This is a genomic window from Solwaraspora sp. WMMA2059 (assembly GCF_027497315.1).
Lineage (GTDB): Bacteria > Actinomycetota > Actinomycetes > Mycobacteriales > Micromonosporaceae > Micromonospora_E.
The window spans coordinates 1,179,305-1,204,366 of the sequence record NZ_CP114908.1 but is presented as its reverse complement, the minus strand read 5'-3'; the positions used below and the strand labels follow the sequence as shown (position 1 = coordinate 1,204,366).

The window sequence follows — 25,062 nt, the reverse complement described above, 5'->3', positions numbered from 1 at the left end:
TGGTCGTCCTCTAGCATTTAGGAAAGTTAACTATTATCTTGGCATCCGCAACGGAAGTAGCCGTAGCGTAGTCGCCGGTGACACCCTCGGCGGTCGGACGACCCGGCACTCACCGGCAACGAACAGTGCCTCCCCGGTGCGTCACTCGGACCGCGGAGACGCCACGGAGGGGGAGAACATGCCGAACGACCAGGCTCTGCGGCGACTGGCGCTGCGCACCCTGCTCGCCGCCTACCCCGGCACCACCGTCCCGCAGTGGGCGGTGGACCTGGTCGGCGACGGGCTCGCCGGACACACCCTGTTCGGCGGCAACGTGGACCGACCCGGGCAGTTGCGGGCCGCCACCGACGCGCTGCGGGCCGCCCGGGCCGACGTGCTGGTCGCCATCGACGAGGAGGGCGGCGACGTGACCCGGCTGGCGCACGCCACCGGCAGCCCGTACCCCGGCAACGCGGCGCTCGGCGCGGTCGACGACCCGGCGCTGACCCGGCAGGTCTACCGGGCGATCGGCGACGAGCTCGCCACCTGCGGGGCGAACCTCGATCTGGCACCGACCGTCGACGTGAACACCGCCGACGACAACCCGATCATCGGCACCCGGTCGTTCGGGGCCGATCCGGCGCTGGTCGCCACGCATGCGGCGGCGGCCGTCGCCGGGCTGGCCGACGCCGGGGTCGCCGGCTGCGCCAAGCACTTCCCCGGCCACGGCGCCACGGTCACCGACTCGCACCTCGAACTGCCCACTGTCGACGTACCGATGGCGGTGCTGCGCCGGCGGGACCTGCCGCCGTTCGCCGCCGTGGTCGAAGCCGGCACCCCGGCGATCATGACCGCGCACATCCGGGTCCCGGCGTTGACCGGCGACGCGCCGGCCACCTTCAGCCGGGCCGCGCTGACCGGCCTGCTCCGCGACGAGTACGGCTTCGTCGGGGTGATCGTCACCGACGCGCTGGAGATGCGCGGCGCCACGCTGGCCGCCGGTGGGATCGTGCCGGCGGCGGTCGCCGCCCTGGCCGCCGGTGCCGACCTGCTCTGCATCGGCGCCCGCGTCGACCACGCACTGGTCGAACGGGTCGCGGCGGGCATCGTCGCCGCGATCGGCGACGGGACACTGCCGGTCGGCCGGGTCGAGCAGGCGGCCGACCGGGTGACCGCGCTGGCCGCCGTGGTCCGGCCGGCGGCGGATGGAACCGCCGGCCCGGCCGACCTGGGGTACGCCGCCGCCCGCCGCGCCGTCCGGGTGGAAGGCACCCTCGACGGGCTGGCCGACGCACTGGTGGTGCAGCTGACCGCCGGCTCGACGATCGCCGAGGGTCGGGTGCCGTGGGGCCTCGGACCGCACCTCGGCCACGCCCGGCAGCTGCGGGTGGCACCGGCCGAGGTGACCGCCGAGCAGGTCGCGACGGCCGCCGACGGCCGGCCGTTGGTGCTGGTCGGCCGGCACCTGCACCGGGTGCCCGGTGCCGGTGACCTGATCGAACGGCTGGCCGCCCGGCACCCGGTCGCGGTGGTGGAGATGGGCTGGCCATCGGCCTGGCGCCCGGCCGGGGTGCGTGCCTTCGTCACCACCTACGGTGCGAGTCACGCCAATGGCCGGGCCGCCGCCGAGGCCCTCGGCCTGGCCGCCTGAGTACGCCGTCGGAGCACACCGTTTCGCGGTGCGCTCCGACGGCCGTGGGTCAGTAGCGGTAGTGCTCCGGCTTGTACGGGCCGGCCACGTCGACGCCGATGTAGTCCGCCTGGGCCTTGGTGAGCACGGTCAGCTTGGCGCCGAACGCGTCCAGGTGCAGCCGGGCCACCTTCTCGTCGAGGTGCTTGGGCAGCACGTACACCTGCTTGCCGTACTCGCCGATCTTGGCGTACAGCTCAACCTGGGCGATGACCTGGTTGGAGAACGACGTCGACATCACGAAGCTCGGGTGACCGGTCGCGTTGCCGAGGTTCAGCAGCCGCCCCTCGGAGAGCACGATCACCGAGTGGCCGTCCGGGAAACGCCACTCGTCCACCTGCGGCTTGACGTTGACCTTCTCGATCCCCGGCAGCTTCGCCAGGCCGGCCATGTCGATCTCGTTGTCGAAGTGCCCGACGTTGCCGACGATCGCGTTGTGCTTCATCCTCGCCATGTGGTCGGCCAGGATGATGTCCTTGTTACCGGTGGTGGTGATGAAGATGTCACCCCGCTCGACGACGTCGTCCAGGGTCACCACGTCGAGACCGTCCATCGCCGCCTGCAGCGCACAGATCGGGTCGATCTCGGTCACCACGATCCGGGCCCCCTGGCCGCGCAGCGACTCCACGGCACCCTTGCCGACGTCGCCGTAGCCGCAGATCACCGCGAGCTTGCCGGCGATCATCACGTCGGTGCCCCGGTTGATCCCGTCGACCAGCGAGTGGCGGATGCCGTACTTGTTGTCGAACTTGCTCTTGGTGACCGAGTCGTTGACGTTGATCGCCGGGAAGAGCAGGTTGCCCTCGCGGGCCAGCTCGTAGAGGCGGTTCACACCGGTGGTGGTCTCCTCGGAGACCCCGATGATCGGCTTGGCCATCTCGGTGTACTTGGTCGGGTTCGCGGCCAGCGAGCGGCGCAGCGTCTCCAGGATGATGCCGTACTCGACCGAGTCGGTTTCCGAGGTGGAGGGCACCGCGCCGGCCTCCTCGAACTGCTTGCCGAGGTGGATCAGCAGGGTCACGTCGCCGCCGTCGTCGACGATCGAGTCCGGTCCGCTGCCGTCCGGCCAGGTGAGCATCTGCTCGGTGCACCACCAGTACTCGTCGAGCGTCTCACCCTTCCAGGCGTACACCGCGACACCCTGCGGGTTGTCGACCGTGCCGTTCGGGCCCACGACGACCGCCGCGGCGGCCTGGTCCTGGGTGGAGAAGATGTTGCAGGAGACCCAGCGCACGTCGGCCCCGAGCGCGGTCAACGTCTCGATCAGCACCGCCGTCTGCACAGTCATGTGCAGCGATCCGGCGATCTTGCGGCCCTTGAACGGCTGCTGGGCGGCGTACTCACGGCGCAGTGCCATCAGCCCGGGCATCTCGTGCTCGGCGAGCTCGATCTCCTTGCGACCGAAGGTCGCCAGGGACAGGTCGGCGACCTTGAAGTCGCTGACCGATCCGGCGCTGTCGGCGGTCAGAGTGACGGTCACTAGAACTCCTCGGGTTTAAACGGATGCGTCCGTCCTGCCGGACACGGCACGCACGACACCCGTCCACCATACGGCCAGGGTGGCGCGTTTCCCGACCCGAGGGCGAAGCCGCAGTCAGTCGCGGGCGAGCGCGAAACCGACCGTCGGACCGGCACCGCCGCCGTAGGCGACCTGGATGAGCAGCGCGGCGACCGGCTCCAGGTAGCGGGCGCTGGACAGCGGGCCGGCGTCGACCGTGTCGAAGCCCAGCTGGGTGCCGAGTTCCTGGACGGTCTTCCTGGCGGCCAGGTCGTCGCCGGCGACCGGCACCGACTGCCGTACGCCGCCGAGCACCGGCCGGGCGTGGTTCGGGGCGAGCACGGTGTTGAACGCCTTCACCACGTTGGCCGCCGGAACCATCGCGGCGACCTGCTCGGCGGCGGATGTGTCGTGCCCGATCCGCAGCGACATGTGGTCCGGACCGAGCGGGTTGGTCACGTCGATCACGGTGCTGCCGGCCAGCGCGTCGGCGACCGGCCCGGTGAGCGTGTCACCGATATCGGTGAACGGCACCGCCAGTACGACCAGCTCGGCGTCGGCGGCCTGGGCCGCGTCACCGGCGGTCACCCCGGTGCCGGCGGTGGCCTCGGCCAGCCGCGGCGAATCCGGGCTGGACGCAGAGATCGTCACCTGGTGACCGACCTCGGTCAGCCGCCGGGCCAGGGCCGAGCCGACGTTGCCGGCGCCGATGATGCCGATGTCCATCATTGTCTCCCTCTCCGACGGGTCGCCACTGTCGATCGGGTACCCGCCGGCCCGGCACGGAAACAGCGGCGCACCGGAAACGGCACCGTACGAAACAGCGGACCGGGGATAGATAGCAGCGCTATCTAGATAGCGCTGCTATCTTTCTGGCCGTGGATCAGGAACGGCGGGGCCAGTTGCTGCGCGGGGTGCTCGACCTCTGCGTGCTCGCGGCGCTGCACCGGCACGAGTCGTACGGCTAGAGCTGGCCCAGTCGCTGCAGGCGGCCGGGCTCGGGCCGATCAAGGGCGGCACGCTCTACCCCGTACTGCTCCGGCTGCAACGGACCGGCCTGGTCGACGCCCGGTGGCGCGCCGGCAGCAGCGGCCCGGCCCGCAAGTACTACCGGCTGACCGAGTCCGGTGCGCAGCGGCTGCGCCAGACCACCGCCGACTGGCGGTCCTTCGCCACCGGTGTCGACACGATCCTGCAGGAGGTGACCACCTCGTGAACCAGCAGACCTGGCTGGCCGCACTGACCGGCGAACTGCACCGGCACGGCATCGACCGCGAGTTGGCCGGACACGTCGTCGCGGAGGCCGCGGCCCACCCCCGACCCCACCTACGGTTCGGCTGACAGCCCCGTACCGGATCAGCGGCCGACCGGGTGCACCAGCTCCGGCGACGCGGTGTCCAGCGGCACCGCCGACGGCGGCACCAGACCGAGCTGCACACCCTGGCGCGACAGCAGCGACTCCAACGTCCAGTCGGCCGCCACCCGGATCCGGTTGCCCGGGATCGACGCCAGGTGGTAGCCCCGGGTCACCGCCTTGGCCAGCGGGCCGGAGATCGGCACGTGCAGCGGATTCGCCGCCGCCTGCGCGCCGCCGAGGTCCACCACGAACCCCAGATCCTTGTGCCGGTACGGGCGGAACGAACCGTGCCCGTACGACGCGGCGACGTTCTGCGCGGCCAGCTTGCCCTGCCGGACGGCATGCTGAGCGGTCATCGGGGTGACCTCGCCCGGCCGGTTCGGGTCGGGCACCGCGGCGGCGTCACCGCACGCGTACACCTCCGGATGCTGCGGTACGGCGAGGAACTCGTCGACCACCAGCCGGCCCTTCAGAGTGGTCAGTCCCAGATCGTCCACCACCGGATCGGGGCGCACCCCGACACACCAGATCAGCGACCGGGTCGGGATGAACTCCCCGTCGGACAGGTGCACCCCGTCGCTGGTCGCCTCGCGGACCGAGGTGCCGAACCGGGTCTCGACGCCCCGCGCGTCGAGGACCTTCTGCGCGGTGACCGACATCCGCTGGTCCAGCTCGGGCAGCACCCGGTCGGCCAGGTCGAGCAGCAGCCAGCGCACCTGCTGGCCGGCCAGCCGGGGATGCCGGCGGACCAGCAGGTCGGTGGCGGTCACACAGTGCGCCGCGACCTCGGTTCCGGTGTATCCGGCCCCGACCACGACGAAGGTGCATCGGGCGGCCCGCTCGGCCGAATCGTCACTGAAGTCGGCGAGTTCGATCTGCCGGGTGAGGTGGTCGCGCAGGTAGAGCGCCTCCGGCAGGGTCCGGAAGCCGTGCGCGTGCTCGTTGGCGCCGGGGATCGGCAGCAGCTTGTTGACACTGCCGATGGAGACGATCAGCCGGTCGTAACTCAGCTCGGCCCGGTCGCCCTCACCGTCGACATAACAGATCCGCCGGCCCGGCAGGTCGATCTGGTCGATCTCGCCGAGCACCACCCGTACGCCGGGCAGGGTGTCCGGCAGCGAGACGGTGACCCGGCGGGGCTCCAGCACACCCGAGGCGACCTCGGGCAGCAGCGGCACGTACAGGAAGTAGTCGGTCGGGTTGATCAGGACGATCTCGGCGGACCCCCGGGCCAGCCGGGACAGGGTACGGGCAGCCTGGTAGCCGGCGAAGCCGGCACCCGCGATGACGATCCGTGGTCGCTTCATGCTGCACTCCGATCTGGGTGGGTGGGCGCAAACGGGTGTCCCCGTGTCTGCCGGACCCGGGCGCCGGGGAGACCGGGCAGACCTGTCGGGGACACCCACCAGAGGGTTTCCGGCGCCGCCAGCCGGCCCGGTGGGCGCGGCAGCGGTCCGGTGGTCAGTTGTTCGGGTCGTCGGTGCTGATGTCGGCCAGCACCGAATCCGGTTCCCACTCGACGGCGAGGTCACCCATGGAGACCACGCCGACCAGGCGGCCGTCGTCGACCACCGGCAGTCGCCGTACCGAGTAGGTCCGCATCAGCTCGGCGGCCGCGACGGCGTCGTCGTACGGCGACACCACCACGACGTCCTCGGTGATGATCTGGCTGAGCTGGGTCATCGACGGATCCATCTCGGATGCCACCGCCCGGACCGTGATGTCCCGGTCGGTCACGATTCCTCGGATATCGCTCCCGTTGGTGACGATGATGTCGCCGATGTCGGCGTCCCGCATCTGCCGCGCCGCCGCCGTCAACATGTCGCTGGCGTCCATGGTGAACGGGCGGGCCGTCATGAACTCTCCGACGGTCGTCATCACGCACTCCTCTCGGTGTCGGCGCCGTCTTCGGGGTACCCGGGGTCGGGAACGAAAAACCAGCGCCCTCCCCCGGTCGGTGGAATCGGCTACGCTCGCAGGTCGAAACGGCTGCGCCGGCACGAGGTGCACGGGCGGGCAGGCCGGGTAGGGAGCACGCCGTGTGGGCACGCCGGGTCAGCTGGCGTAAGCCTCTTTCGCCGGATTCGCGGGTGCCGCACCCGGCCGACCGGTCGTTGCTGCACCGCACGGAACGCTGGCGTGGAATGCCACTGGCGTTGGCGCTGATCGCGGTCATCACCGTCATCGACGTGCTGACCCAGACCAGCGCGGTCGTGCTCGGATTCCTGTCGCTGGCCCCGCTGCTCGCCGCCGCCGTCGAGAAGACCCGACGGACCGCACTGGTCACCGCAGTCGCCTGCTTCGTCGCGTTGGTCGCCGGGCTGCCCAGCGGCATGTTCGGCAGCCTTGACCATCTGCTGCGCAGCAGTGTCGTCTTCGCGGTCGGCATCGTGTCGATCTACGTGGCCCGGTCCCGGAACCTGCGGGAGGCCCGGCTGCGCCGGATGACCGAGATCGCCGAGGTTGCGCAGCGGGCGGTGCTACGCGCACCGCCGCCGCAGCTGGGCGATGTCGCCCTGGTCGCCCGGTACCTGTCCGCGTCCGAGGCAGCCAACGTCGGCGGTGACCTGTTCGCCGTCGTGGACAGCCCGTACGGGACCAGGATCATCATCGGGGACGCGTGCGGCAAAGGCCTGCAGGCGGTCCAGATGTCGGCCACCGTGATGGGCGCCTTCCGACAGTCCGCCTTCGTACAGCCGGAACTGTCCGCCGTCGCCGCCGATCTGGACCAGGCGGTGTACCGCGACGGAGTGGGTACCGGCCAGCCGGCGCAGTTCGTCACCGCCGCCCTGGTGCAGCTCACTGACGACACGCTGACCGTGATCAACTGTGGCCATCCGGCACCGGCACTGCGTCCCGCCACCGGGACGCTGGAGATCCTGGAGCCCGGTGACCGGCACCCGCCGTTGGGGCTGCGCCGCCACGCGCCGGAGCCGCTCCGGGTGACCCGACCCTGGCAGGTCGGGGACCGGCTGCTGCTCTACACCGACGGGTTGGTGGAGGCCCGCAACGGACGCGGCGAGTTCCTCGCCTCGGACCGGGTGACCGCGTGCCTGGAGCTGCCGGACCGGCAGGAGGTGCTGGACCGCGTCGTCGCCGAGCTGCAGCGGCACGCCGGCGGTCAGATCAGCGACGACGCCGCGATGCTGCTCGCCGAACGGGTCGCCGCCGACTGACGACGACCCGCCCGGCGTTGCGGCGGTAACTGTTGCGGTGCTGACTGTTGCGGTGCCGGGCTCAGGCCGCCGCAGCGATCAGCAGCTCGGCGATCTGCACCGCGTTGAGGGCTGCGCCCTTACGCAGGTTGTCGTTGGCGCAGAACAGCGCCAAGCCGTGCTCGACAGTTTCGTCGACCCGGATCCGGCCGACGTACGTCGGGTCCTGGCCGGCGGCCTGCAGCGGCGTCGGCACGTCGGACAGCGCCACACCGGGCGCGTCAGCCAGCAGCTCAGCCGCCCGTCGCGGGTCGATCGGCCGGGCGAACCGGGCATTGATCTGCAGCGAGTGGCCGGTGAACACCGGCACCCGGACGCAGGTCCCGCTCACCCGCAGCTCGGGGATGCCGAGGATCTTGCGGCTCTCGTTGCGCAGCTTCTGCTCCTCGTCGGTCTCGTCGGAGCCGTCGTCGACGATCGAACCGGCCAGCGGCAGCACGTTGAACGCGATCGGCGCGGCGAACGACCGGGGCGCCGGGAACTCCACCGCGCCGCCGGCGAAGGTGAGCGCCGCCGCCCCTTCGGCGACCTTGCGGACCTGCTCGTCCAGCTCGGCGACACCGGCCAGACCAGCGCCGGAGACCGCCTGGTAGGTCGAGACGACCAGGCTGACCAGGCCGGCCTCCTCGTGCAGCGGGCGCAGCACCGGCATCGCCGCCATCGTGGTGCAGTTCGGGTTGGCGATGATGCCCTTCGCGCGGTCGGCAGCCGCCTGCGGGTTGACCTCGGCGACCACCAGCGGTACGTCCGGATCCATCCGCCAGGCCGACGAGTTGTCGACCACCACGGCACCGGCCGCCGCGACCCGTGGCGCCAGCTCCTTCGACGTGGCCTTGCCGGCCGAGAAGAGGGCGATGTCCAAGCCGCGGTAGTCGGCGGTGGCGGCGTCCTCGACGACGATCCCGCTGCCGCGCCACGGCAGGGTCCGACCGGCCGAGCGGGCCGAGGCGAACAGCCGCAACTCGTCTACGGGCACCGCCCGCTGCTCCAGCACCTGCCGCATGACGCCACCGACCTGCCCGGTCGCGCCGACTATTCCGATCCTCATGTCACAACCCCGATCCTCATGCTGCGAAGGTTACCGACGGGCCGGGCCGGGACGGAACCGAGTTGTCCGGCGTCACCTTCCGACCCGTCGGCGTACCCCCGCGCAGTCAGTTCAGGTACACGCGATCAGTTCAGGTACCGGCGGGCCAGCTGCGGCTGGCGCCACATCGGCCAGAGCAGCGGGCCGCCGTCGGGCAGGTGGAACGGAGCCGTGGCGGTGAGCCGGTAGCCGAGCCGGGCGTACAGATCTCGGGCGCCGGGGCTGCTGGCCACCACGTAGGCGGCGCTGCCGGCGGTGTCGAAGATGGCGTGCCGGTGGTTCAGCAACGCCGTACCGAGGCCGTAGCCCTGCCGGTCCGGGGTGACCCCGAGGTACGCCAGGTAGTGGTGCTCGCCCACCGGGTGTCGTTCGGCGAGTGCGTTGTCCAGCAACCGGAACCGGTACGCGTATTCACCGCAGGTGTCGTCGAGCAGCTGCTCGTACTCCACCGGGTTCGGCAGGATCAGGCTGCACGGGCGCCAAACCGCCACCGCACTGTAGTCCTCGGTCCGGTAGATGCTGCCCTGGCGCAGCCCGTAGTCGATCAACGCCGGACAGAACCGCTGGTACACCTGCCGACGGGCGACCGGGTCCGGGATCAGCCAGGACGACTCGGGGGTGTCCAGAAATGCCTCCACCAGTGTCTTGGCCACTTGCGGGGTGTCGGTGTAGGTCGCGTAGCGGATCATCACCGACGTGTGGAGCTGGGGCATCAGCGCTCGCCTCTCTGCGGCACATTGCGGACACCCGGGTACAACGGACGACACACCGCCGTGGGTTCGAATGTATTTGCCCGCCTACCGACCGCGAGGCGGTAGGCGGGCAAGGCGGCGGTCAGCGCGTGCAGGGCACGCAGTACCGGGCGTGCGGCAGAATCTCCAGCCGTTCCCGGAGAATTTCGCCGCCGCACCGGTCGCAGCGGCCGTAACGACCCTCGGCGATCCGGTTCAACGCCTCGACGGTCTGGTCGTAGCCGCGCCGGGCGGCGACGACCAGCGCGGCCCGGGTGTGCGCTTCACCCGGGTCGCCGGTGTCGGCGGTGAGCTCGGTCAGCTGGGCCCGGTGCGTGTCCAACTGGTCGGCCAGTTGCACCCGTACCTGTTCGATCCATTCGGTGCCGCGGGTGCCGTGCAGTTCGGTGCTCATCGGGTCTCCTCGCAACAGAAAAGGGCCGAAGCTGATCCGCTTCGCCCCTGGTGGCCGTCGTCGTGATGGTGCGACGGCGCTCCGGAGGCGCCCGGCCGGTAGGGCGCGGCAGGCCCGGCCGACCAGCGACGCCGGACACGAGGACGCCCGGCGCGACGGCACTCGGCGCGAAGGTGCGCACGACGATCGGAGCCGTGACAGTCACGGCTCCGTCGCGCTGCGCAGGAGTGATCATCCGGCAACCGTAGGACACTACCGCAGGAAAGCCAACACGTTAACCGCCTAACCGGACATACCAGACAGGCGACGCGGACCTGGCGGCCCTGACGGGGCGGATCGAACCGCAGCGGCGCGTAGGGTTCCAGCGGACCGCACCCGCTCCGCACCCTGCGCCTGCTGCAACGCCGCTGAGCCCGACACCCCGGGCCCGGCGACGACACCCCTGGCCCGGTGCGGATCAGTCGGCGTCGTGCAGCTCCCCCAGGCCGGAGGCGGTCAGTTCGTCGCGGATCTTCGCCGCGTCACCCTCGACCACCAGGGTCAGCCCTTCGGCCTGCAGGTGGGTGGCGGCGGCGGCGGAGACCTGCTCGACCGTCGCCGACAGCAGCTCGTCGCGCAGCCGGGCGTGGTAGTCGTCGGGCAGCCCGTGCACGACCAGGGTCCCCAGTGCGCTGGCGATGGCCGGCGGGGTCTGCAGCTCGACCGAGAGCTGACCGGCCCGCCACGACCGGGCCACCGCCAGCTCCCCCTCGGTCACCCCGTCGGCCTGGGTACGGGACACCTCACCGACCGAGTCGATCAGGGCGGGCGCGGTGACCCCGGTCTGCACACTGGAGCTGACCGCGAAGCGCCCGAACCGGCGGGACATCCCGAAGTCCGACCGGATGCCGTACGTGTAGCCGCGTACCTCACGGATCAGGTGGTTGAGCCGCGACGTGAAGGCTCCACCGAGGACGGTGCTGGCCAGGGTCATCGGCACGTAGTCGGGGTGGGCCCGGTGCGGTGCCGGGTGGCCGAGCCGCAACGTGGACTGCACCGCGCCCGGCCGGTCGACCAGGATGATCCGCCGATGGTCCCGCAAGGTGACCGGCAACGGTGGTCCGGGCTGTGACGGCGAGCCGGTCGCCCCGGCGAAGGCGGCCACGCCGAGCGCGTCCAGGTCGATCAGGTCCAGATCGCCGGCGACCAGCAGGGTGCCGGGCCGGGTGAACCACGCACTGTGGAAGTCGACGACGTCCGCCACGGTCACCGCCGCCACCGATTCGGGGTCGCCGCTCATCGGCCGGCCGTGCCGCTGGTCGGCACCGAACAGGTCGGCGCGCAGCGCGGCTTCCGCCCGCGGCCCCGGGTTGGCCCAGTACATCCGCAGCGCGGTCGCCTCGTCGTCGCGGACCCGCTCGACATCGGACGGATCCAGCCGGGGGGTCCGGACCGCCTCGGTGAGCAGCTCGACGGCCGCGCCGAGCCGGTCGGTGCTGACCTGCACGCCCACCCGGAACGAGTCCCAGTCGACGGAGATCGACAACTCGGTGCCGAGACTTTCCAGGACCAGGGCGTACGCGGCCGAGTCCCGGGTCTCGGTGCCCTCTTCGAGTGCCTTGGCGAGAACTCCGGCCAGCCCTTCCCGGCCGACCGGTTCCCGGCTGGCACCGGCGTCCAGCAGCAGGGTCGCCACCGCCAGTCGGTGGCCGGGCAGGTGGGCGGCGACGATCTCGCCACCGGCCACGCTGCGCCGGACCACGTCCGGGAAACGGTACGGCCGGGCGGCGCCCGGTCCGGGACGCTGCGCGATGATCGTCACTGGTCGCCCTCCGGCAGGTAGCTGAGCTGGACCCGGTTGTCCGGCCGCAACAGGTGTGCGGCCTCGTCGTTGACCGCCTCGGCGGTGACCGCCAGCCAGCCCGGCAGCCGCTCCCCGGCGCGGGCCGGGTCGCCGAACTGGGTGGCGTAGCGACCGAGGGTGTCGGCCCGGCCCTCGAAGCTGGCGACCTGACGCCACCAACCGGTGGTGAGCAGCGCCTTGGCCCGGTCGACCTCAGCCTCGGTGACGCCGTCGCGGGCCACCTCGTCGAGCACCTCGGACAGGCCGTCGGCGAGCCGCTCGGCGGTCACCGTCGGCTGGGCGGTCGCGGTGATGATCAGCGGCGCCGGCGCGTGCGCCAGGTCGACGCCGTACGCGCCCAGGTAGTCGGGCTGCGCGATCCGGGCACCGTCGGCCAGCCGTTGGTAGAGCCGGCTGCCCCGGCCACTGCCCAGCACTGTGCCGAGCACGGTCGCCGCGTCGTAGGCCGAGGTCCCGAACGGATGGGTGCGGTAGGTGAAGTAGTGCCGGGCTGCCGGCACGTCGGTGGTGACCGTCTCGGTGACCGGGCCGGCCAGCGGTGCCGGCGTACGCCCGTCCGGCGCCGGTGGGATGTCGGGCCGCGCGGCGATCCCGCCGAAGTACTTGTCGGCCAGGCTGAACACCTCGTCGGCGTCGGTGTCGCCGACCACGGTCAGCACCGCGTTGTTCGGCGCGTAGTACATCTCGTGGAACGCCTGGAAGGTGGCCAGGTCGGCGGCGTTCAGGTCGTCCATCGAGCCGATCGTGGCGTGGTGGTACGGGTGCCCCGGCGGGTAGAGCAGGGGCAGCAGCCGCAGCCAGGCGTCGCCGTACGGCACGTTGTCGTAGCGCTGCCGCCGCTCGTTCTTGACCACCTCGCGCTGGTTGTCCAACGTCTCCTGGGTCAGCGCCGGCACCAGGCCGCCCATCCGGTCGGCTTCCAGCCAGAGTGCGAGGGCCAGGTGCTCGGCGGGGACGGTCTCGAAGTAGTTGGTCCGGTCCGGGTTGGTGGTGGCGTTGAGCGAGCCACCCGCGCCCTGCACCAGCTTCATGTGCTCGGTCTTGGCGACGTTGACCGATCCCTCGAACATCAGGTGTTCGAAGAGGTGGGCGAATCCGGTCCGGCCGGCGGGCTCGTGACGCGAACCCACGTCGTACCAGAGATTGACCGCGACCACCGGTGCGCTGGGGTCAGGGCTGACGACGACCCGTAGGCCGTTGTCCAGCCGGGTGGTCTCGATCGGCCAGGGGTACCCGTTGGGCGACATGCGCCCGACGTTATCCGATCGGGGGCCCGGCCGGACGCACCGGGCCGGCCGGGTGCCGTCGGGGTCAGCCGGGCGGCTCGCTGCCCGGCTGCGGACGCGGCTGCTCGCGCCGGTCGGAGTCGTCCAGGATGGCGGCGGCCTGACGCACCGGGTCGTCGCTGCCGGCCGCCTCCTCCTCCGGCAGCAGGTGGCCGGCGCGCGATTCGATCCGCTCCGCTTCGGCTTCCGCCTGACCCGTGGTGGCGGCGCCCGGTGGTGGTGAGCCGGTGAACGGGTCGTCGTCGGTGTCAGTGTTCATGGACCGAGTGACTACCCGGGCGACGGCCGAGTCATGCATTCCGCCGCCGCGTAGGTCAGGAGCGGAACGGGCCGCGTACCTCGTAGGTGATGCCGCCGGAGGACGCACCCGAGGTGCCGCGCTGCGACGAGAAGTACAGCCGGCCGCCGTCAGGGGAGAACGCCGGACCGCAGATTTCCGACGACGACTGGCCGCTGATCCGCAGAAACGGCGCGATCCGCTCGTCCGGGGTGATCAGGCAGATCTCCATGTTGCCGCCGTCCTCGGCGACGTACAGGTCACCGCCCGGCGTACCGACGATGTTGTCGACGCCGGTCAGCGGCGGGGTGCCGGAGATCAGCGAGTCGTCGTAGGCCAGGTCGATCCGCTGGGCGACCGCGTCGTACGCCCAGACCCGGTTGTCGCCCTTGGTGGTGAACCAGCAGACGCCGTCGGCGTAGTGGCATCCTTCCCCGCCGTTGAACCGTTTCGCGCCGGATACCTGGAAGCGGGTGGCGATCGGGCCGCCGTCCGGGTCCGGCACCCGGGCCCAACTGACCGGCCCGCTGGTACCGCTGCCGGCCACCAGCACCTCGAGGGTGCCGGTGGACAGGTCGCCCCAGGTGTCCGGCCGGAACCGGTAGAAGCAGCCGTTGCTCTCGTCCTCGGTCAGGTAGATCACGCCGCGGACCGGATCGGCGGCGGCGGCCTCGTGACAGAACCGGCCCATCGCCGGGCGCCGCACCGCGCCGGTGCCGCCGAGCGGGTACGTCTCGTAGACGTACCCGCGGGCCACCTCCTCGCAGGAGAGCCAGGTGCCCCAGGGCATGGCGCCACCGGCGCAGTTGCGGTTGGTGTTCGCCAGGATCCGGTACGCCGAGACCACGTCGCCGGTGGAGTCGAACCGGATCGCCGAGGCACCGCCGGTACGGGAGATCTCCGAGTTGGAGACGTACACCCAGCCGGTCCCGGCGGTGAAGCAGGCACCACCGTCCGGTGCGTCGTGCCAGACGTACGAGGTGTCGCCGACCCGCTGGCGCGACCTGGCCACGACCCGGCTGGTGAAGCCGGCGGGTAGCGCGATGCCGTTGGCGTCGGGACTGCCGAGTGGCCCGTACGGGCTGGCGCCGGGTTGCGCCGGTGCGGCGAAGGCGCCGGTCCAGAGACTGCCGGAGAAGGCGGCGGCACCAGCGCCGACCACCGTGGCACGCAGTACGCTACGACGATCCATCTCGACCTCCATCGATACTTGTGGCAATCGATGAAGCTAGATGGCGCTGGTGGCCACGGATGTCGACCGGGGTTAACGGGTGGCGAGGACCGGCCGAAGTCCGGTGGTGGCGTCCGGCAGGGGTGCCGCCCAGCGGCCGATCCGGTACAGTGTGCGTCGTGGCGCGCACGTATCGATGGTTTAGGCAGCCGGCCCTGGTGCCGGTGGCTCAGCCCTGACCTGACGTCACCCCACCAGAGCCGGCCAAGGGCAGCGGGCATCGAGCCCCTGCCCTTTCGTATGCCAACGAGCAGCCGGCTCGGCTGGGGGCGCCGGCTCCCCAGGGAGGCTGGCGGAAGGAAAGGCACCACATGAGCACCTCCATCGGCCGCGTCGCCGATCAGCGCATCGACCGGGTCGTCCCGCTCACCACTCCGGCCCTGCTGCACCACGAGCTGCCCCTCGACGACCAGCTCAGCGCGCGGGTGCTGGACGGCCGACGAGCCGTCGCCGGCGTGCTCGACGGACACGACGACCGGCTGCTGGTCGTGGTCGGCCCGTGTTCGGTGCACGACCCGGCCGCCGCCCTGGAGTACGCGCACCTACTTGCCGACGCCGCGCAACGGCACGCCGACGACCTGTTGATCGTGATGCGGGTGTACTTCGAGAAGCCCCGTTCCACGGTCGGCTGGAAGGGTCTGATCAACGACCCGGGCCTGGACGGATCCGGGGACGTCAACTCCGGGCTGCGGATCGCCCGTTCGCTGCTGCTCGAGGTGCTGCGGGCCGGGCTGCCGGTGGGCTGCGAGTTCCTCGATCCGATCACCCCGCAGTACATCGCCGACGCAGTGGCCTGGGGAGCGATCGGCGCCCGCACCGTGGAGAGCCAGGTGCACCGGCAGCTCTCCTCCGGGCTGTCCATGCCGATCGGCATGAAGAACCGCCCGGACGGCAGCGTCGCCACCGCAGTGGACGCCATCCGGGCCGCCGCCGTGCCGCACGTCTTCCCCGGCATCGACATGTCCGGGACGCCGGCGATCCTGCACACCCGCGGCAACGCCGACTGTCACCTGGTGTTACGCGGCGGTGCCGGTGAGCCCAACTACGACGCCGCGTCGGTGACTGCCGCGCTGGACCTGCTGCGGGCCGCCGGACTGCCGCAGCGGCTGATCATCGACGCCAGCCACGGCAACAGCGGCAAGGACCACCGCCGGCAGCCGTTGGTCGTCGAGGACGTCGCCGGGCAACTCGGCGCCGGGCAACGGGGCGTCGTCGGGGTGATGCTGGAGTCGTTCCTGGTGGCCGGCCGGCAGGATCTTGACCCGACCAGGGAACTGGTGCACGGACAGTCGATCACCGACGCCTGCCTGGGTTGGGACCAGACCGCCCAGGTCCTGGGGCGGCTGGCGACGGCGGTCGGGGACCGCCGGGCGGCGCTGGCCGCCGCGCAGCGGTAGCCGACAGCGCTCGCTGGTGACCATGCCCGGAGCCGGCGCGACGGCCGGCTCCGGGATCGGCAGGGGGCGAAGGTCAGCGGGTGGCTCGACGTGGGGCGTCGGTCGGCCGGTGGCCGGCCACCCGGGCGGCGATCCAGACGAAGAACACCGCCAGCGCGACCTGGATCGCGTGCCGCAGCCAGTCGATCCCGGCGGTCTCGCCGATACCCAGCCAGGCGGCGATCACACCGCCGAGCAGGGCGGCGGCGATTCCGACGCCGATGGTCAGCCAGACCGAGATGTTCTGCCGCCCGGGTAGCAGCAGACGTCCCAGAGCGCCGATGATCGCGCCGGCGACGAGCGCCCACAAGATGGTGCCGATCATGAGTCCACCTCCTGGCCCGAGCGTAGGTGCCCGGATCGGACAGGGAGGGCGGAACGCCGACGGTCGCCAGGATGAAACCGGCGATCCGGCTCGGTGCGTGGACCGTTGTTTGCCGTGCCGCGTGCGGGGTAGCAGGCGGGGGTGACCGATGAGACGTCCCGTGCCGAGCTGTACGCGCTGCTCGACGACATCTACCTCGGCAAGGAACGGGTGAGCCGCGCCGAGATCGCCCGTCGGGCGGTCGCCGCTGAGCTACCCGCTCACCTGCTGACCAGGATCAACGCCCTGCCAGAAGGCGAATACGCCCAGGACGAGGCGGAAGAGGTCCTGCATTCCTCCACGGAAGGCGCCTGATCACTGATGGACGAACACCAGAACCGACCAGCCGCCGCCCTCGGCCAGACCCCGGACGGCCAGCCGCCCGAGGACGACCCGGACTTCGCCGGCGAGCACGACGACACGGCGGTCTCCCACGACATCATCGAAGGCACCGACCGGGACCGGGAGCCGGAGACGCCTCGCGGCTGGTCCGGGATGGAGAAGCCCGGGTTCACCGCCGACTGAAAATCCACCCCGGCGGCCATCCGGCGTTGACGACCGGTCGTTGACGACCGGTCGTCAACCGGCGTTCAGGTTGTCGGTGACCGCCCGGACCAGGCTGGTCAACGTCTCGTCGGCGAGCCGGGTCAGCTGCTCGTGCGGCAGGTCGCAATCCAGCTCCAGGTGGAGCATGGCACCACCCGCCTGCACCGGGTACACCTGCACCACGGCAGCCCACGGGCCGCCCGCCGTAGACCACCGGGCCTGCAGGTGGTCGCCGTGGGCGGGTTCCGCCGACGCCTGACGCAGCGGCCCCGGAAGCCAGGCGGCCCGGCGGTCGGGGTCGGTCGCGGTGCCGAACGCCACCTCAGGGGGCGCGGAGACACCGCGTTCGGCGTACGCGGGCACGACTCACCTCCCGTGCCGCAACCGTGCGGCCTCGACCTCGCGGCCCGGGTGCCGGGTGAGGTACTCGGTCTCCAGGTCGGCGGTGCGGTGCAGGTGGTTGGCCAGCGCCGCGTCGGTACCGTGCCGCAGCGTGTCCAGCCGGGTCCGGTGCAGGCTGCCGATCTCACGGAGCAGTTCGTCGTCGGCCAGCTCCACCGGGTCGATCCCGGTTTCGTCGATCGTGTCGACCCAGGTCTGGGCACCCGGTCCGCCCGGTGCCGACCAGGGCCGGTCGGCACCGGGCGGATGGTCCGGCCGGGGTTCGAATGGCCGACCGGCCGCTGCCGGGGAGTAACTGCCGTACCGCGCTGAATCCGTCATCTCCGGCCTCCGGGGAGTCGACGAGGCATTACCGTCGTAGGGTTCCCCTGCTGGCCGGCGGCAAACACCGGGCACCCGGCTTGCCGGCGGTCACGCACCTGACTACGACGGCTCGTCGGAGAAGCCGACGGCCGGCCGGTACGCTTCCCTGCATGCGGCAGCTGTGGACCCCGGCGTGGATCCTGCGGCACCTGGTGGCGGTGGCGCTGGTGACGGGCTTCCTCGCGCTCGGCTGGTGGCAGATCAGCCGGGCCGCCGCCGGTAACACGCTGAGCTGGGCGTACGCGGTGGAATGGCCGGTTTTCGCGGCGTTCGTGGTGTTCATCTGGGTCCGCGAGGTGCGCCAGGCCCGCCGGGCCGCACCCGGCTCGAACGACGGGTCGCCGTCGCCGCACAGCCGGGCACCGCACAGCCGGGCACCGCACAGCCGGGCACCGCGGCGGAGCGGGCACCGGGACGAGGCGTTCGGCCGACCGGTACGGGTCCGGTCCACCGCCGGCGCGACCGTTGCTCCCGGCCCGGAGGATCCGGACCTGGCCGCCTACAACGACTACCTGGCCTGGCTGAACGCGAACCCGCACGCCAGGGCTGGCGACTACCCGGGCTGACCGGAAGAGAGAAGGACGGACGACAGTGTCAGGCGCACTCACCCGGTACCGACTGATCGCGTACGTGGTCGGCGTGGTGCTGATCCTGCTGATGGTGGTCGGCATGCCGTTGAAGTACCTGTTCGACCAGGCCATCGTGGTCGAGACGGTCGGGCCGGCGCACGGGTTCCTCTACATGGTCTATCTGGTCGCCGCGTTCGACCTGGCCCGACGGGCCAACTGGTCACTCGGCCGGATCCTGGCGATCATGCTGGCCGGGACGGTGCCGTTCGTGTCGTTCTACGCCGAGCGGGTGGTCGTCCGTTGGGCGGGCGGGCAACCGCGTACCGAGCCGGACAAGGTGTTCTCCGGCTGACACCGGGCGGGCGGTGGCCGGCTGACAGCGCCCCGGGCCGGGCCGGCACCGGTCGGGCCGACCCGGCCGGGGCGTACGGCCGACGTTGCCGGCGGCCGTGGTACCGAGCCATGTGCGGCGTCGGATCAACCCGTGGTGTGGCCGCCGGAGCTGGTCGGTGCACCGGACAGCCCGGCGACGAATGCCGACCAGGCAGCGGCCGAGAATTCCAGGTGCACTCCGGGGTCGGTGGAGTTGCGCACCCCGACCGCCGGGCCGATCTCGGCTACCTCAACGCAGGTCGTCGCCTCGCAGCGGCGACTCTTACGCCACGCCGGACCGGCAGTGCTGGTCACAGTCACCCAGACTCCTTAATAAGGATAAATCAGTAGATTTGCCATCAGAGCACGCAGGCAATCGGGCGGACTGTACCAGTTCTCGATCTTGCTGACGCGACTGGGCGACACCGGGAAAGCCGGCGGAACCGCCGTCCGGACCATGCGGAGGGGCCGGCCGTCCTTAGCAGACCTGACGGCGGCGGTGTAGCGTGCAACAGGGTGGCAACCAGCCAGGTAGCACACTGCTAGGCACTCCCCCGGAGCGTTTCCCATGTCTGCCCGACACCAGGGCCCGACCATCGGGCGTCGCCGGCTGCGTGCGGCGCTACGCCGGGCACGCGAGGCCGCCGCGCTGACCCAGGACTACGTCGCCGCTCAAATGGACTGGTCGCTGTCGAAGCTGATCCGGATCGAGTCGGGGTCGGTCAGCATCTCGACCAACGACGTCAAGGCCCTGCTGGACCTGTACGGCGTACGCGACCAGCAGCAGGTGCAGGATCTCGTCGAGTTGGCCCGGGCGGCACGACGGCGCGCCTGGTGGAGCGGATACAAGGACCGGGTGCCGGCCGCCTACGCGGCCTACATCGGTCTGGAGGCGGAGGCGTCGGCACTGCGCTACTTCCAGCCGATCAGCTTCCCCGGCCTGCTGCAGACCGAGGAGTACGCCCGCGCGGTGATCCCGGCCGACGGCCCGCACCACGTACCGGCAGCCGAGATCGAAGGACGGGTGCAGATCCGACTGGCCCGCCAGCACGAGGTGCTGTTCGGCGCGGACCCGCCGCAGATCGAGGTGATCATCGACGAGGCGGCGCTGCGCCGGATGACCGGCGGCCCGCGGGTGCTGCGCGAGCAGCTCCAGCACGTGGCGAAGATGTCCGCGGCGCCCCACATCACGGTCCGGGTGCTGCCGTTCACCGCCGGGAGCAACACGGTGCTCGGTCCGTTCGTCATCCTGCACTTCGCCGACCAGGCCGACGCCGATGTGGTGTACGTGGAGAGCGCTCTGGTCGAGGAGGTCATCGACCGGGCCGACGAGGTCCGGCCGTACCAGCATGTCTTCGACCGGCTACGGGCGGAATCCCTGTCGCCGGCCGACTCGGTGGCGATGCTGCACGACCTCGCCCGTCGACTGGACGGGCCGGATGCGGGCTGACCGACGTTGACCAGCCCGCCGACGACCGCCACGGCGGCCGGGTCCGCTCACCGCTGGTCGGGCATCCACGGCTCGATGGTGACCGGCTCGGACAGACCGGCCAGCCGGGACATCTCCCGGGCCCGCATCAACGCCCGGCTCACCTGGCCGTACTGGCGTTCGTCGTCGGTGCTGAACAGCAGCACCAGCAGTCCCTGGTGGCGGCCCCATAGTTCGTACGCCCGCGGCCGCAACCGGTCGCCGAGCCAGGCGACCGCCACCGGCACGAACGCAGCCGCCAGCATGGCGAGGTAGGCACCCGCGCTGACCTCATCCAACCCGCGGGTGTAGCCGACGGTCACCGCGACCGCCGTCAGGGTCACGGCGGTCGCCGCGATCACCCGGCCGGTGAGACGGTCGCGGGCACCTCGTGCGGTCCGGAGTTCGGTGAGGTCGCGGACGGCGAACCGCCGGCCGGCCACGACGAACCATTCACCGGTCACGCAGATACCGGGCTGCCGGTAGAAGGCCCGTCCGACACTGGGGCCGGACGGGGCGGGTACCGGGGAACCGCGTCGGGGTGGGGTCTGGCGAGTAGCACGCATAGCTGCCTCCGAAGGGCTCGTGCGGCGCTGACCTTGCGGGTCCATTGTGCAAACAGCAAGCTACTCGATGGAAGGTAGTCATTCTGCCACCTAGCAGAATGACGTACGGCAGGCCGCTTCCTGGATGGCGAATCAGACCTTCCATCCCCATTTATCCGTATAGCACAATGACAACAACCGCGTAGACCGACTAATGACGCATTATTCGCAGTTGATCAACCGCCCGCCAATGACGACGCACCGCAGTCGACCGATTACACGAAGGCAGGGAGATGTTGCCCAGAGCAGCCAGCCGTCACATCCAGTAACTGTCACCGGGCCCCAGTCAGTTCCATGCCGCGGATCACGATCGCAGCACTTTCCGGGTCGCAACCCTTGCGGCTAAGTTGGACCGGCTGGTCCGGTCGCCAGTCACCGGGAGGCGGTGATGCCGGTCCAGTGCCGCCGAATCGCCGTAGCGAGATTACCTGGCGTTACAGCCAGTGATTCCACGGTCGCGATCCGGGGACCCACCGGCACCTGGGGTGAATCCGCGGTCCACCGCGGTAGGGCGAACTTCCCGCCCGAATCCGTCAGCTAACCCGGTAGGCGGCCAGGAAGAAGGGTTCTGCGTTCTTGTCAACAGCGCGGATTCTGCTGCGCACCCTGATGCTGACCGGCGTAAGCCTCGGCCTGGTGGTACCGGCGACCGCCGCGACCGCCCAGCCGACGGTCAGCGAACTCACGCAGCAGATCGACAAGGAATCCGAAGAGCTGGCCAAGGTCGTCGAGTCGTACAACCGGCTCAGGGAGGAGGCCAAGGCCACCCGGACGGCGGCCGAGGACATCGACGCCAAGCTCGGCCCGCTGCAGGCCGAACTCGCGGCAGCGCAGACCGAGGTCGGTCAGATCGCGGTCAACGCGTACAAGACCGGCGGGTTGAGCACCGCGACCGCCCTGCTCGACGGCACCTCCGGCAGCTTCATCCACCGGCTCGGCACCCTGGACCACCTGGCCCGGGACCGGCAGCAGCGGCTCAGCGAGTTCACCAGCACCCAACTGACCTACCTGGCCGAGCAGGAGAAGCTGCAGGCAGCCCTGAAGAAGCAGGACGCCCAGGTCAAGGAGCTCGCCGACCGCAAGAAGAGCATCGAAGCGGACATCGACGAGCTGATGGACAAGCGGGAACGGGCGTACGGTGCCGCGAGCGAGACCGGCTCGTCGTACACCGGGACCGTACCGTCGGTGTCCGGTGCCGCCGGCTCGGTCGTCGAGTTCGCCTACGGAGCCATCGGCAAGCCGTACGTCTGGGCCGCCAGCGGCCCGAACGGCTACGACTGCTCAGGCCTGACGCTCGCCGCCTGGCGTACCGCCGGCAAGAGCCTGCCGCACAACGCGGCGATGCAGTGGGACGTGGTCGCGAAGATCAACCGTGGCGCACTGCAGCCCGGTGACCTGGTGTTCTACAACGGTCTCGCCCACGTCGGCCTGTACGTCGGCGGTGGACAGGTGATCCACGCTCCCACCTTCGGCCGCACCGTCGAGCTGGCCAGCGTGGACATGATGCCACCGTACGGCTACGGCCGGGTCCGCTGACCCGGTCGCTCGCCCCGACGAACTGCCGACGGCCCGGCATCCGCTAGCGCGGATGCCGGGCCGTCGGCAGTTCGTCGGTAGTCTGTCGGTTCGTCGGCGGGTCAGGTCGCCTGCGGTCAGTTCGTCAGGCGGCCTGCAGCCCTTCTGCCCGGGCCAGCTCCCGCAGCCGGCCCAGTGCCTGGATCTCCAGCTGACGGATGCGCTCCCGGGACAGCGAGAAGCGCGACGCGACCTCGGTCAGCGAGTGCTCCCGCCCGTCCTCCAGGCCGTACCGGGCCCGCATGATGCCGGCGGACCGGTCGTCCAGGTGGTTGAGCAGGCCCTCGATCCGCTGCCGCTCCAGCCCGGTCAGCACGATGTCCTCCGGCGACGGGGCGTCGCTGTCGGCCACCAGGTCGCCCAGGTTGGTGTCGCCGTCGTCGCCGACCGGGGTGTCCAACGACACCGTGTCCTGCGACCACCGCACCAGCTCGTGCACCCGTTCGACCGGCACGCCGAGCGAGGCGGCGATCTGCTCCGGCTCGGGGTCCGAACCGAGCTCGCGGGTCAACTGGCGGGCGACGTTGCGCATCCGGTTGACGTCCTCGACAAGGTGCACCGGAAGCCGTACGGTCCGCTCCTGCTGGGCGATCGCCCGGCTGATGGCCTGCCGGATCCACCAGGTCGCGTAGGTGGAGAACTTGAAACCACGCTCGTAGTCGAACTTCTCCACCGCGCGGACCAGACCGGTGTTGCCCTCCTGGATCAGGTCCAGCATCGGCATCCCGGACCGGACGTAGCGGCGGGCGATCGACACCACCAGACGCAGGTTGGCCCGGATGAACAGGTCCTTCGCCCGCTCGCCCTCGACGACCAGCCGCTCCAACTCCTCGCGGCTCACCCCGGCCCGCGGCACACCCTGCTCCAGCAGGTGTTCCGCGTACAGGCCGGCCTCGATCGCCTTGGAGAGGTCGACTTCCCGGGCCGCGTCGAGAAGCGGCGTGCGGGAGATCTCATGCAGGTAGACGCCAACGAGGTCCCGCTCCTCGGCGACCTCGTCGGTCCGCAAAGCCATCGTCTTCTCCACGTTGCTCACGGTCCCCTCGTTAACCCCACGTCGTGCCCTGTCACCTGCGATGCGCATCTCCATCAGCCTCTCCCCCGTCACGTCTGCCTCCGATCCGGCGAACCTGATGTGGCAGGCCCCGCCGTATGGCGCCGACACCTACACAACAGATGAGACGCGTCAGGGATTCCGTCTCGTGAGTCGAAGCTGACACGATTGCCTGAATAATTGCTGTGAACGGGATTGGCGTTTCCTGCCAGGCTCCTCGATCGCCGCGCCGCGTCGGGCCGGCCGACGGCCCGATTCATTGAGGTCGGCGGGGTGTGGCAGGCTTCCAGCACACCACGACACCTGGCAAGGCGCAGCGATTCCCGTCACTACCCCTCCTGCGATCCTCGTCACTGCCCGCCGGCCGGTTGGTCCTGGCCAGGAGTACGGCCCGAGCGGGTTGCACGGTTCATCACCGCCCGGGCAGGCACCGACGATCGGGTCACGACGCGCGCGAATCGTCCTGATCCGGCCACCACGAGGCGCCGGCCGGCCGCCCGTCGGTCAGCCGCCCGTCGGTCAGCCGCTGCCGGATCTTTGCAGCGACCTGGGCGGCCGGGCCCCGGGCGTCGATCACCACGAACCCGGCGGCCTCCGGCAGCGACCCGTAGGCCGCCGCGCTGGTCGCCAGGAACTCCAGCGACTCGTGGTCGGTGCCCCGAGCGTCGATCCGACGGGCCGCTTCGGCGGGCGGCAGCCAGAGCAGGAACGTCACGTCCGGTCGGGGAAACACCCGGTACGCCAGCCGGGCGAGCCGTTCCCAGCGGCCGGCGCCGTGGGTGCGGATGCTGGCGTACTGGCATACCGCGTACCGGTCCATCACCGCGATCACTCGACGCGAGCCGAGCACCGACCGGGCGATCGCGAGCCAGCGCAGCAACGCCTCCAGGAACATCAGCCCGCCACGGCCGACCATCCGCCGGGCATCCGGGCGGCCGATCCGGACCGCGAACCGGTCGAGCCAGCGTCGACCGCCGGCGTTGCGCCAGTACCGGGCGGGCCGGCCGGCGGCGGTCAGCGCCTCCGCCAGCAGGTGTGCCTGAGTGGTCTTGCCGACCCCGTCGATGCCCACCAACGCGATCCGTCGCAGCCCGTCCGGCGGCGACCAGGCCGGATCGGCGTCCACTGTGCTCCCTGCGGGGTCCGGTGGCGGGCATGGCGGCACGGCTGACGACGTGGACTGTACGGGCGACAGCGGGCGAGACGCGGGCCGGGACGGTGATGGTGGTGACGGTGGCGCATGGGTCACTGTGACGAGCACCTTCCCAACGGTAGCGAGCACGTGCACGTCGTCACCCCGCTCGCCCACTGCCACGCGCCGCGCCGCGCCCGCACGCACGAACCGGCCGGGAACGGGTATGCCACCGACGTGCACCCGACGACAGCCAGGAGGTGGGGCAATGACCCGGACATCGGGGCAGTCGATGCGACAGACCGGGCCGGACCGGCTGGACGGCTACACCGAGGCGGCGGTGCAGCGGATGCTCAGCGAGCACGCCGACATCGCCGAGCAGGGGGTGGGTGTCTCCCGCCGGGACCACAGCCTGGCGCTGTGCGGCGAGGTCGAGAGCGCCCACCGGCGGGCGGAGATCGTCCGGCTGGTGGCCGAGCGCTTTCCCGGCGTACGCCTGATCGTCGACATCGTCGTCAGTCGGACCACCGCGCCCACCGAGGCGGAGGAGTTGTCGTGATCCGCGTC

At 71.0% G+C, this 25,062-nt stretch carries 30 protein-coding genes and 1 riboswitch; of the genes, 12 read left to right on the top strand and 18 right to left on the bottom strand.

Going from position 1 to position 25,062, the window contains the following annotated elements; translation table 11 throughout:
* The first annotated feature begins 178 nt into the window (after positions 1-178).
* Positions 179-1,630, top strand: a complete 1,452-nt coding sequence (locus tag O7553_RS05400) for a glycoside hydrolase family 3 N-terminal domain-containing protein (protein WP_281553757.1) — start codon at positions 179-181, stop codon at positions 1,628-1,630.
* Between the two features lie 49 nt (positions 1,631-1,679).
* On the opposite strand, the gene ahcY is transcribed toward O7553_RS05400, so the two are convergent.
* Both ahcY and O7553_RS05390 read right to left on the bottom strand, forming a co-directional pair.
* The gene (gene ahcY, locus O7553_RS05395; RefSeq protein WP_281553756.1) at positions 1,680-3,149 is read right to left on the bottom strand and encodes an adenosylhomocysteinase; all 1,470 of its coding nucleotides are present in this window, start codon (positions 3,147-3,149) and stop codon (positions 1,680-1,682) included.
* A gap of 114 nt (positions 3,150-3,263) precedes the next feature.
* Positions 3,264-3,929, bottom strand: a complete 666-nt coding sequence (locus tag O7553_RS05390) for an NAD(P)-binding domain-containing protein (RefSeq protein WP_281555486.1) — start codon at positions 3,927-3,929, stop codon at positions 3,264-3,266.
* Positions 3,930-4,137: 208 nt separating this feature from the next.
* Here O7553_RS05390 and O7553_RS05385 point away from each other — a divergent pair, with 208 nt between their 5' ends.
* Both O7553_RS05385 and O7553_RS05380 read left to right on the top strand, forming a co-directional pair.
* Positions 4,138-4,383 carry a PadR family transcriptional regulator gene (locus O7553_RS05385; RefSeq protein ID WP_348651200.1) on the top strand — a complete coding sequence of 82 codons (246 nt, stop codon included), beginning with the start codon at positions 4,138-4,140 and terminating at the stop codon, positions 4,381-4,383.
* Positions 4,380-4,508: a hypothetical protein gene (locus O7553_RS05380; protein ID WP_281553755.1), complete on the top strand. Its 129-nt coding sequence runs from the start codon at positions 4,380-4,382 to the stop codon at positions 4,506-4,508. Before O7553_RS05385 ends, O7553_RS05380 begins: the two co-directional genes overlap by 4 nt.
* A 15-nt stretch (positions 4,509-4,523) precedes the next feature.
* On the opposite strand, the gene O7553_RS05375 is transcribed toward O7553_RS05380, so the two are convergent.
* On the bottom strand, positions 4,524-5,831 hold the full coding sequence (locus O7553_RS05375; RefSeq protein WP_281553754.1) for an NAD(P)/FAD-dependent oxidoreductase: 1,308 nt from the start codon (positions 5,829-5,831) through the stop codon (positions 4,524-4,526).
* 154 nt (positions 5,832-5,985) lie between these two features.
* Positions 5,986-6,402: a CBS domain-containing protein gene (locus O7553_RS05370; protein ID WP_281553753.1), complete on the bottom strand. Its 417-nt coding sequence runs from the start codon at positions 6,400-6,402 to the stop codon at positions 5,986-5,988.
* 212 nt (positions 6,403-6,614) lie between these two features.
* Between O7553_RS05370 and O7553_RS05365 the strand changes: the two genes are divergently transcribed.
* Entirely contained in the window at positions 6,615-7,700 is a 1,086-nt protein-coding gene (locus O7553_RS05365) for a PP2C family protein-serine/threonine phosphatase (RefSeq protein WP_281553752.1), read from the top strand.
* Positions 7,701-7,761: 61 nt separating this feature from the next.
* On the opposite strand, the gene O7553_RS05360 is transcribed toward O7553_RS05365, so the two are convergent.
* From O7553_RS05360 to O7553_RS05330, 7 genes are all read right to left on the bottom strand, one after another.
* On the bottom strand, positions 7,762-8,787 hold the full coding sequence (locus O7553_RS05360; protein ID WP_281553751.1) for an aspartate-semialdehyde dehydrogenase: 1,026 nt from the start codon (positions 8,785-8,787) through the stop codon (positions 7,762-7,764).
* A gap of 125 nt (positions 8,788-8,912) precedes the next feature.
* A complete protein-coding gene (locus O7553_RS05355) occupies positions 8,913-9,539 on the bottom strand; it encodes a GNAT family N-acetyltransferase (protein WP_281553750.1) in 627 nt (208 codons plus the stop codon).
* A 121-nt stretch (positions 9,540-9,660) separates the two neighbouring features.
* Entirely contained in the window at positions 9,661-9,972 is a 312-nt protein-coding gene (locus O7553_RS05350) for a TraR/DksA C4-type zinc finger protein (RefSeq protein ID WP_281553749.1), read from the bottom strand.
* 457 nt (positions 9,973-10,429) lie between these two features.
* Positions 10,430-11,773 carry a pitrilysin family protein gene (locus O7553_RS05345; protein ID WP_281553748.1) on the bottom strand — a complete coding sequence of 448 codons (1,344 nt, stop codon included), beginning with the start codon at positions 11,771-11,773 and terminating at the stop codon, positions 10,430-10,432.
* On the bottom strand, positions 11,770-13,062 hold the full coding sequence (locus tag O7553_RS05340) for a pitrilysin family protein (RefSeq protein ID WP_281553747.1): 1,293 nt from the start codon (positions 13,060-13,062) through the stop codon (positions 11,770-11,772). The genes O7553_RS05345 and O7553_RS05340 overlap by 4 nt, the downstream gene beginning before the upstream one ends.
* Before the next feature lie 64 nt (positions 13,063-13,126).
* Positions 13,127-13,360, bottom strand: a complete 234-nt coding sequence (locus O7553_RS05335) for a hypothetical protein (RefSeq protein WP_281553746.1) — start codon at positions 13,358-13,360, stop codon at positions 13,127-13,129.
* Positions 13,361-13,415: 55 nt separating this feature from the next.
* The gene (locus O7553_RS05330) at positions 13,416-14,570 is read right to left on the bottom strand and encodes an alkaline phosphatase PhoX (protein ID WP_281553745.1); all 1,155 of its coding nucleotides are present in this window, start codon (positions 14,568-14,570) and stop codon (positions 13,416-13,418) included.
* 350 nt (positions 14,571-14,920) lie between these two features.
* Between O7553_RS05330 and O7553_RS05325 the strand changes: the two genes are divergently transcribed.
* Positions 14,921-16,006, top strand: coding sequence for a 3-deoxy-7-phosphoheptulonate synthase (locus O7553_RS05325; RefSeq protein ID WP_281553744.1), 1,086 nt, complete (start codon positions 14,921-14,923; stop codon positions 16,004-16,006).
* A 73-nt stretch (positions 16,007-16,079) separates the two neighbouring features.
* Here the strand turns inward: O7553_RS05325 and O7553_RS05320 are convergent, their stop codons facing one another.
* Positions 16,080-16,370: a GlsB/YeaQ/YmgE family stress response membrane protein gene (locus O7553_RS05320; RefSeq protein WP_281553743.1), complete on the bottom strand. Its 291-nt coding sequence runs from the start codon at positions 16,368-16,370 to the stop codon at positions 16,080-16,082.
* Between the two features lie 141 nt (positions 16,371-16,511).
* Here O7553_RS05320 and O7553_RS05315 point away from each other — a divergent pair, with 141 nt between their 5' ends.
* On the top strand, positions 16,512-16,724 hold the full coding sequence (locus O7553_RS05315; protein WP_278167595.1) for a hypothetical protein: 213 nt from the start codon (positions 16,512-16,514) through the stop codon (positions 16,722-16,724).
* Between the two features lie 6 nt (positions 16,725-16,730).
* The gene (locus O7553_RS05310; RefSeq protein ID WP_123600344.1) at positions 16,731-16,934 is read left to right on the top strand and encodes a hypothetical protein; all 204 of its coding nucleotides are present in this window, start codon (positions 16,731-16,733) and stop codon (positions 16,932-16,934) included.
* A gap of 54 nt (positions 16,935-16,988) precedes the next feature.
* On the opposite strand, the gene O7553_RS05305 is transcribed toward O7553_RS05310, so the two are convergent.
* Both O7553_RS05305 and O7553_RS30125 read right to left on the bottom strand, forming a co-directional pair.
* Complete coding sequence (locus tag O7553_RS05305) at positions 16,989-17,318, bottom strand: hypothetical protein (protein WP_281553742.1); 330 nt, start codon at positions 17,316-17,318, stop codon at positions 16,989-16,991.
* 3 nt (positions 17,319-17,321) lie between these two features.
* Positions 17,322-17,678 carry a DUF6158 family protein gene (locus O7553_RS30125; protein ID WP_348650100.1) on the bottom strand — a complete coding sequence of 119 codons (357 nt, stop codon included), beginning with the start codon at positions 17,676-17,678 and terminating at the stop codon, positions 17,322-17,324.
* Positions 17,679-17,830: 152 nt separating this feature from the next.
* On the opposite strand from O7553_RS30125, the gene O7553_RS05295 reads away from it, so the two are divergent.
* Positions 17,831-18,286, top strand: a complete 456-nt coding sequence (locus O7553_RS05295) for a hypothetical protein (RefSeq protein WP_281553741.1) — start codon at positions 17,831-17,833, stop codon at positions 18,284-18,286.
* Between the two features lie 25 nt (positions 18,287-18,311).
* On the top strand, positions 18,312-18,641 hold the full coding sequence (locus O7553_RS05290; RefSeq protein WP_281553740.1) for a DUF3817 domain-containing protein: 330 nt from the start codon (positions 18,312-18,314) through the stop codon (positions 18,639-18,641).
* A 125-nt stretch (positions 18,642-18,766) separates the two neighbouring features.
* Here O7553_RS05290 and O7553_RS05285 read toward each other — a convergent pair whose 3' ends face one another.
* A complete protein-coding gene (locus tag O7553_RS05285; RefSeq protein WP_281553739.1) occupies positions 18,767-18,982 on the bottom strand; it encodes a DUF397 domain-containing protein in 216 nt (71 codons plus the stop codon).
* Positions 18,983-19,229: 247 nt separating this feature from the next.
* Between O7553_RS05285 and O7553_RS05280 the strand changes: the two genes are divergently transcribed.
* Positions 19,230-20,111 carry a helix-turn-helix transcriptional regulator gene (locus tag O7553_RS05280; protein ID WP_281553738.1) on the top strand — a complete coding sequence of 294 codons (882 nt, stop codon included), beginning with the start codon at positions 19,230-19,232 and terminating at the stop codon, positions 20,109-20,111.
* A 47-nt stretch (positions 20,112-20,158) separates the two neighbouring features.
* On the opposite strand, the gene O7553_RS05275 is transcribed toward O7553_RS05280, so the two are convergent.
* The gene (locus tag O7553_RS05275) at positions 20,159-20,695 is read right to left on the bottom strand and encodes a DUF6232 family protein (RefSeq protein WP_281553737.1); all 537 of its coding nucleotides are present in this window, start codon (positions 20,693-20,695) and stop codon (positions 20,159-20,161) included.
* 440 nt (positions 20,696-21,135) lie between these two features.
* A riboswitch (cyclic di-AMP (ydaO/yuaA leader) is annotated at positions 21,136-21,300 on the top strand.
* A 43-nt stretch (positions 21,301-21,343) separates the two neighbouring features.
* Here O7553_RS05275 and O7553_RS05270 point away from each other — a divergent pair.
* Positions 21,344-22,270 (top strand): NlpC/P60 family protein, encoded by a 927-nt coding sequence (locus O7553_RS05270; protein WP_281555483.1) that lies wholly within the window; start codon positions 21,344-21,346, stop codon positions 22,268-22,270.
* Positions 22,271-22,394: 124 nt separating this feature from the next.
* Here O7553_RS05270 and O7553_RS05265 read toward each other — a convergent pair whose 3' ends face one another.
* Together O7553_RS05265 and O7553_RS05260 are read right to left on the bottom strand one after the other, a co-directional pair.
* Complete coding sequence (locus O7553_RS05265) at positions 22,395-23,393, bottom strand: sigma-70 family RNA polymerase sigma factor (RefSeq protein ID WP_278174398.1); 999 nt, start codon at positions 23,391-23,393, stop codon at positions 22,395-22,397.
* Between the two features lie 412 nt (positions 23,394-23,805).
* Positions 23,806-24,489, bottom strand: a complete 684-nt coding sequence (locus O7553_RS05260) for a dTMP kinase (RefSeq protein WP_281553736.1) — start codon at positions 24,487-24,489, stop codon at positions 23,806-23,808.
* 298 nt (positions 24,490-24,787) lie between these two features.
* Here O7553_RS05260 and O7553_RS05255 point away from each other — a divergent pair, with 298 nt between their 5' ends.
* Positions 24,788-25,054, top strand: coding sequence for a hypothetical protein (locus tag O7553_RS05255; RefSeq protein ID WP_281555482.1), 267 nt, complete (start codon positions 24,788-24,790; stop codon positions 25,052-25,054).
* The last annotated feature ends 8 nt before the right edge of the window (positions 25,055-25,062 follow it).

Bases quoted from the DNA above. Each gene is read 5' to 3' on its own strand.
- O7553_RS05400 (WP_281553757.1), top strand. From the start codon at position 179: ATGCCGAACGACCAGGCTCTGCGGCGACTGGCGCTGCGCACCCTGCTC.
- O7553_RS05375 (WP_281553754.1), bottom strand. From the start codon at position 5,831: ATGAAGCGACCACGGATCGTCATCGCGGGTGCCGGCTTCGCCGGCTAC.
- O7553_RS05370 (WP_281553753.1), bottom strand. From the start codon at position 6,402: ATGACGACCGTCGGAGAGTTCATGACGGCCCGCCCGTTCACCATGGAC.
- O7553_RS05360 (WP_281553751.1), bottom strand. From the start codon at position 8,787: ATGAGGATCGGAATAGTCGGCGCGACCGGGCAGGTCGGTGGCGTCATG.
- O7553_RS05355 (WP_281553750.1), bottom strand. From the start codon at position 9,539: ATGCCCCAGCTCCACACGTCGGTGATGATCCGCTACGCGACCTACACC.
- O7553_RS05350 (WP_281553749.1), bottom strand. From the start codon at position 9,972: ATGAGCACCGAACTGCACGGCACCCGCGGCACCGAATGGATCGAACAG.
- O7553_RS05340 (WP_281553747.1), bottom strand. From the start codon at position 13,062: ATGTCGCCCAACGGGTACCCCTGGCCGATCGAGACCACCCGGCTGGAC.
- O7553_RS05335 (WP_281553746.1), bottom strand. From the start codon at position 13,360: ATGAACACTGACACCGACGACGACCCGTTCACCGGCTCACCACCACCG.
- O7553_RS05330 (WP_281553745.1), bottom strand. From the start codon at position 14,570: ATGGATCGTCGTAGCGTACTGCGTGCCACGGTGGTCGGCGCTGGTGCC.
- O7553_RS05325 (WP_281553744.1), top strand. From the start codon at position 14,921: ATGAGCACCTCCATCGGCCGCGTCGCCGATCAGCGCATCGACCGGGTC.
- O7553_RS05320 (WP_281553743.1), bottom strand. From the start codon at position 16,370: ATGATCGGCACCATCTTGTGGGCGCTCGTCGCCGGCGCGATCATCGGC.
- O7553_RS05310 (WP_123600344.1), top strand. From the start codon at position 16,731: ATGGACGAACACCAGAACCGACCAGCCGCCGCCCTCGGCCAGACCCCG.
- O7553_RS30125 (WP_348650100.1), bottom strand. From the start codon at position 17,678: ATGACGGATTCAGCGCGGTACGGCAGTTACTCCCCGGCAGCGGCCGGT.
- O7553_RS05295 (WP_281553741.1), top strand. From the start codon at position 17,831: ATGCGGCAGCTGTGGACCCCGGCGTGGATCCTGCGGCACCTGGTGGCG.
- O7553_RS05280 (WP_281553738.1), top strand. From the start codon at position 19,230: ATGTCTGCCCGACACCAGGGCCCGACCATCGGGCGTCGCCGGCTGCGT.
- O7553_RS05275 (WP_281553737.1), bottom strand. From the start codon at position 20,695: ATGCGTGCTACTCGCCAGACCCCACCCCGACGCGGTTCCCCGGTACCC.
- O7553_RS05270 (WP_281555483.1), top strand. From the start codon at position 21,344: ATGCTGACCGGCGTAAGCCTCGGCCTGGTGGTACCGGCGACCGCCGCG.
- O7553_RS05265 (WP_278174398.1), bottom strand. From the start codon at position 23,393: ATGCGCATCGCAGGTGACAGGGCACGACGTGGGGTTAACGAGGGGACC.
- O7553_RS05255 (WP_281555482.1), top strand. From the start codon at position 24,788: ATGCGACAGACCGGGCCGGACCGGCTGGACGGCTACACCGAGGCGGCG.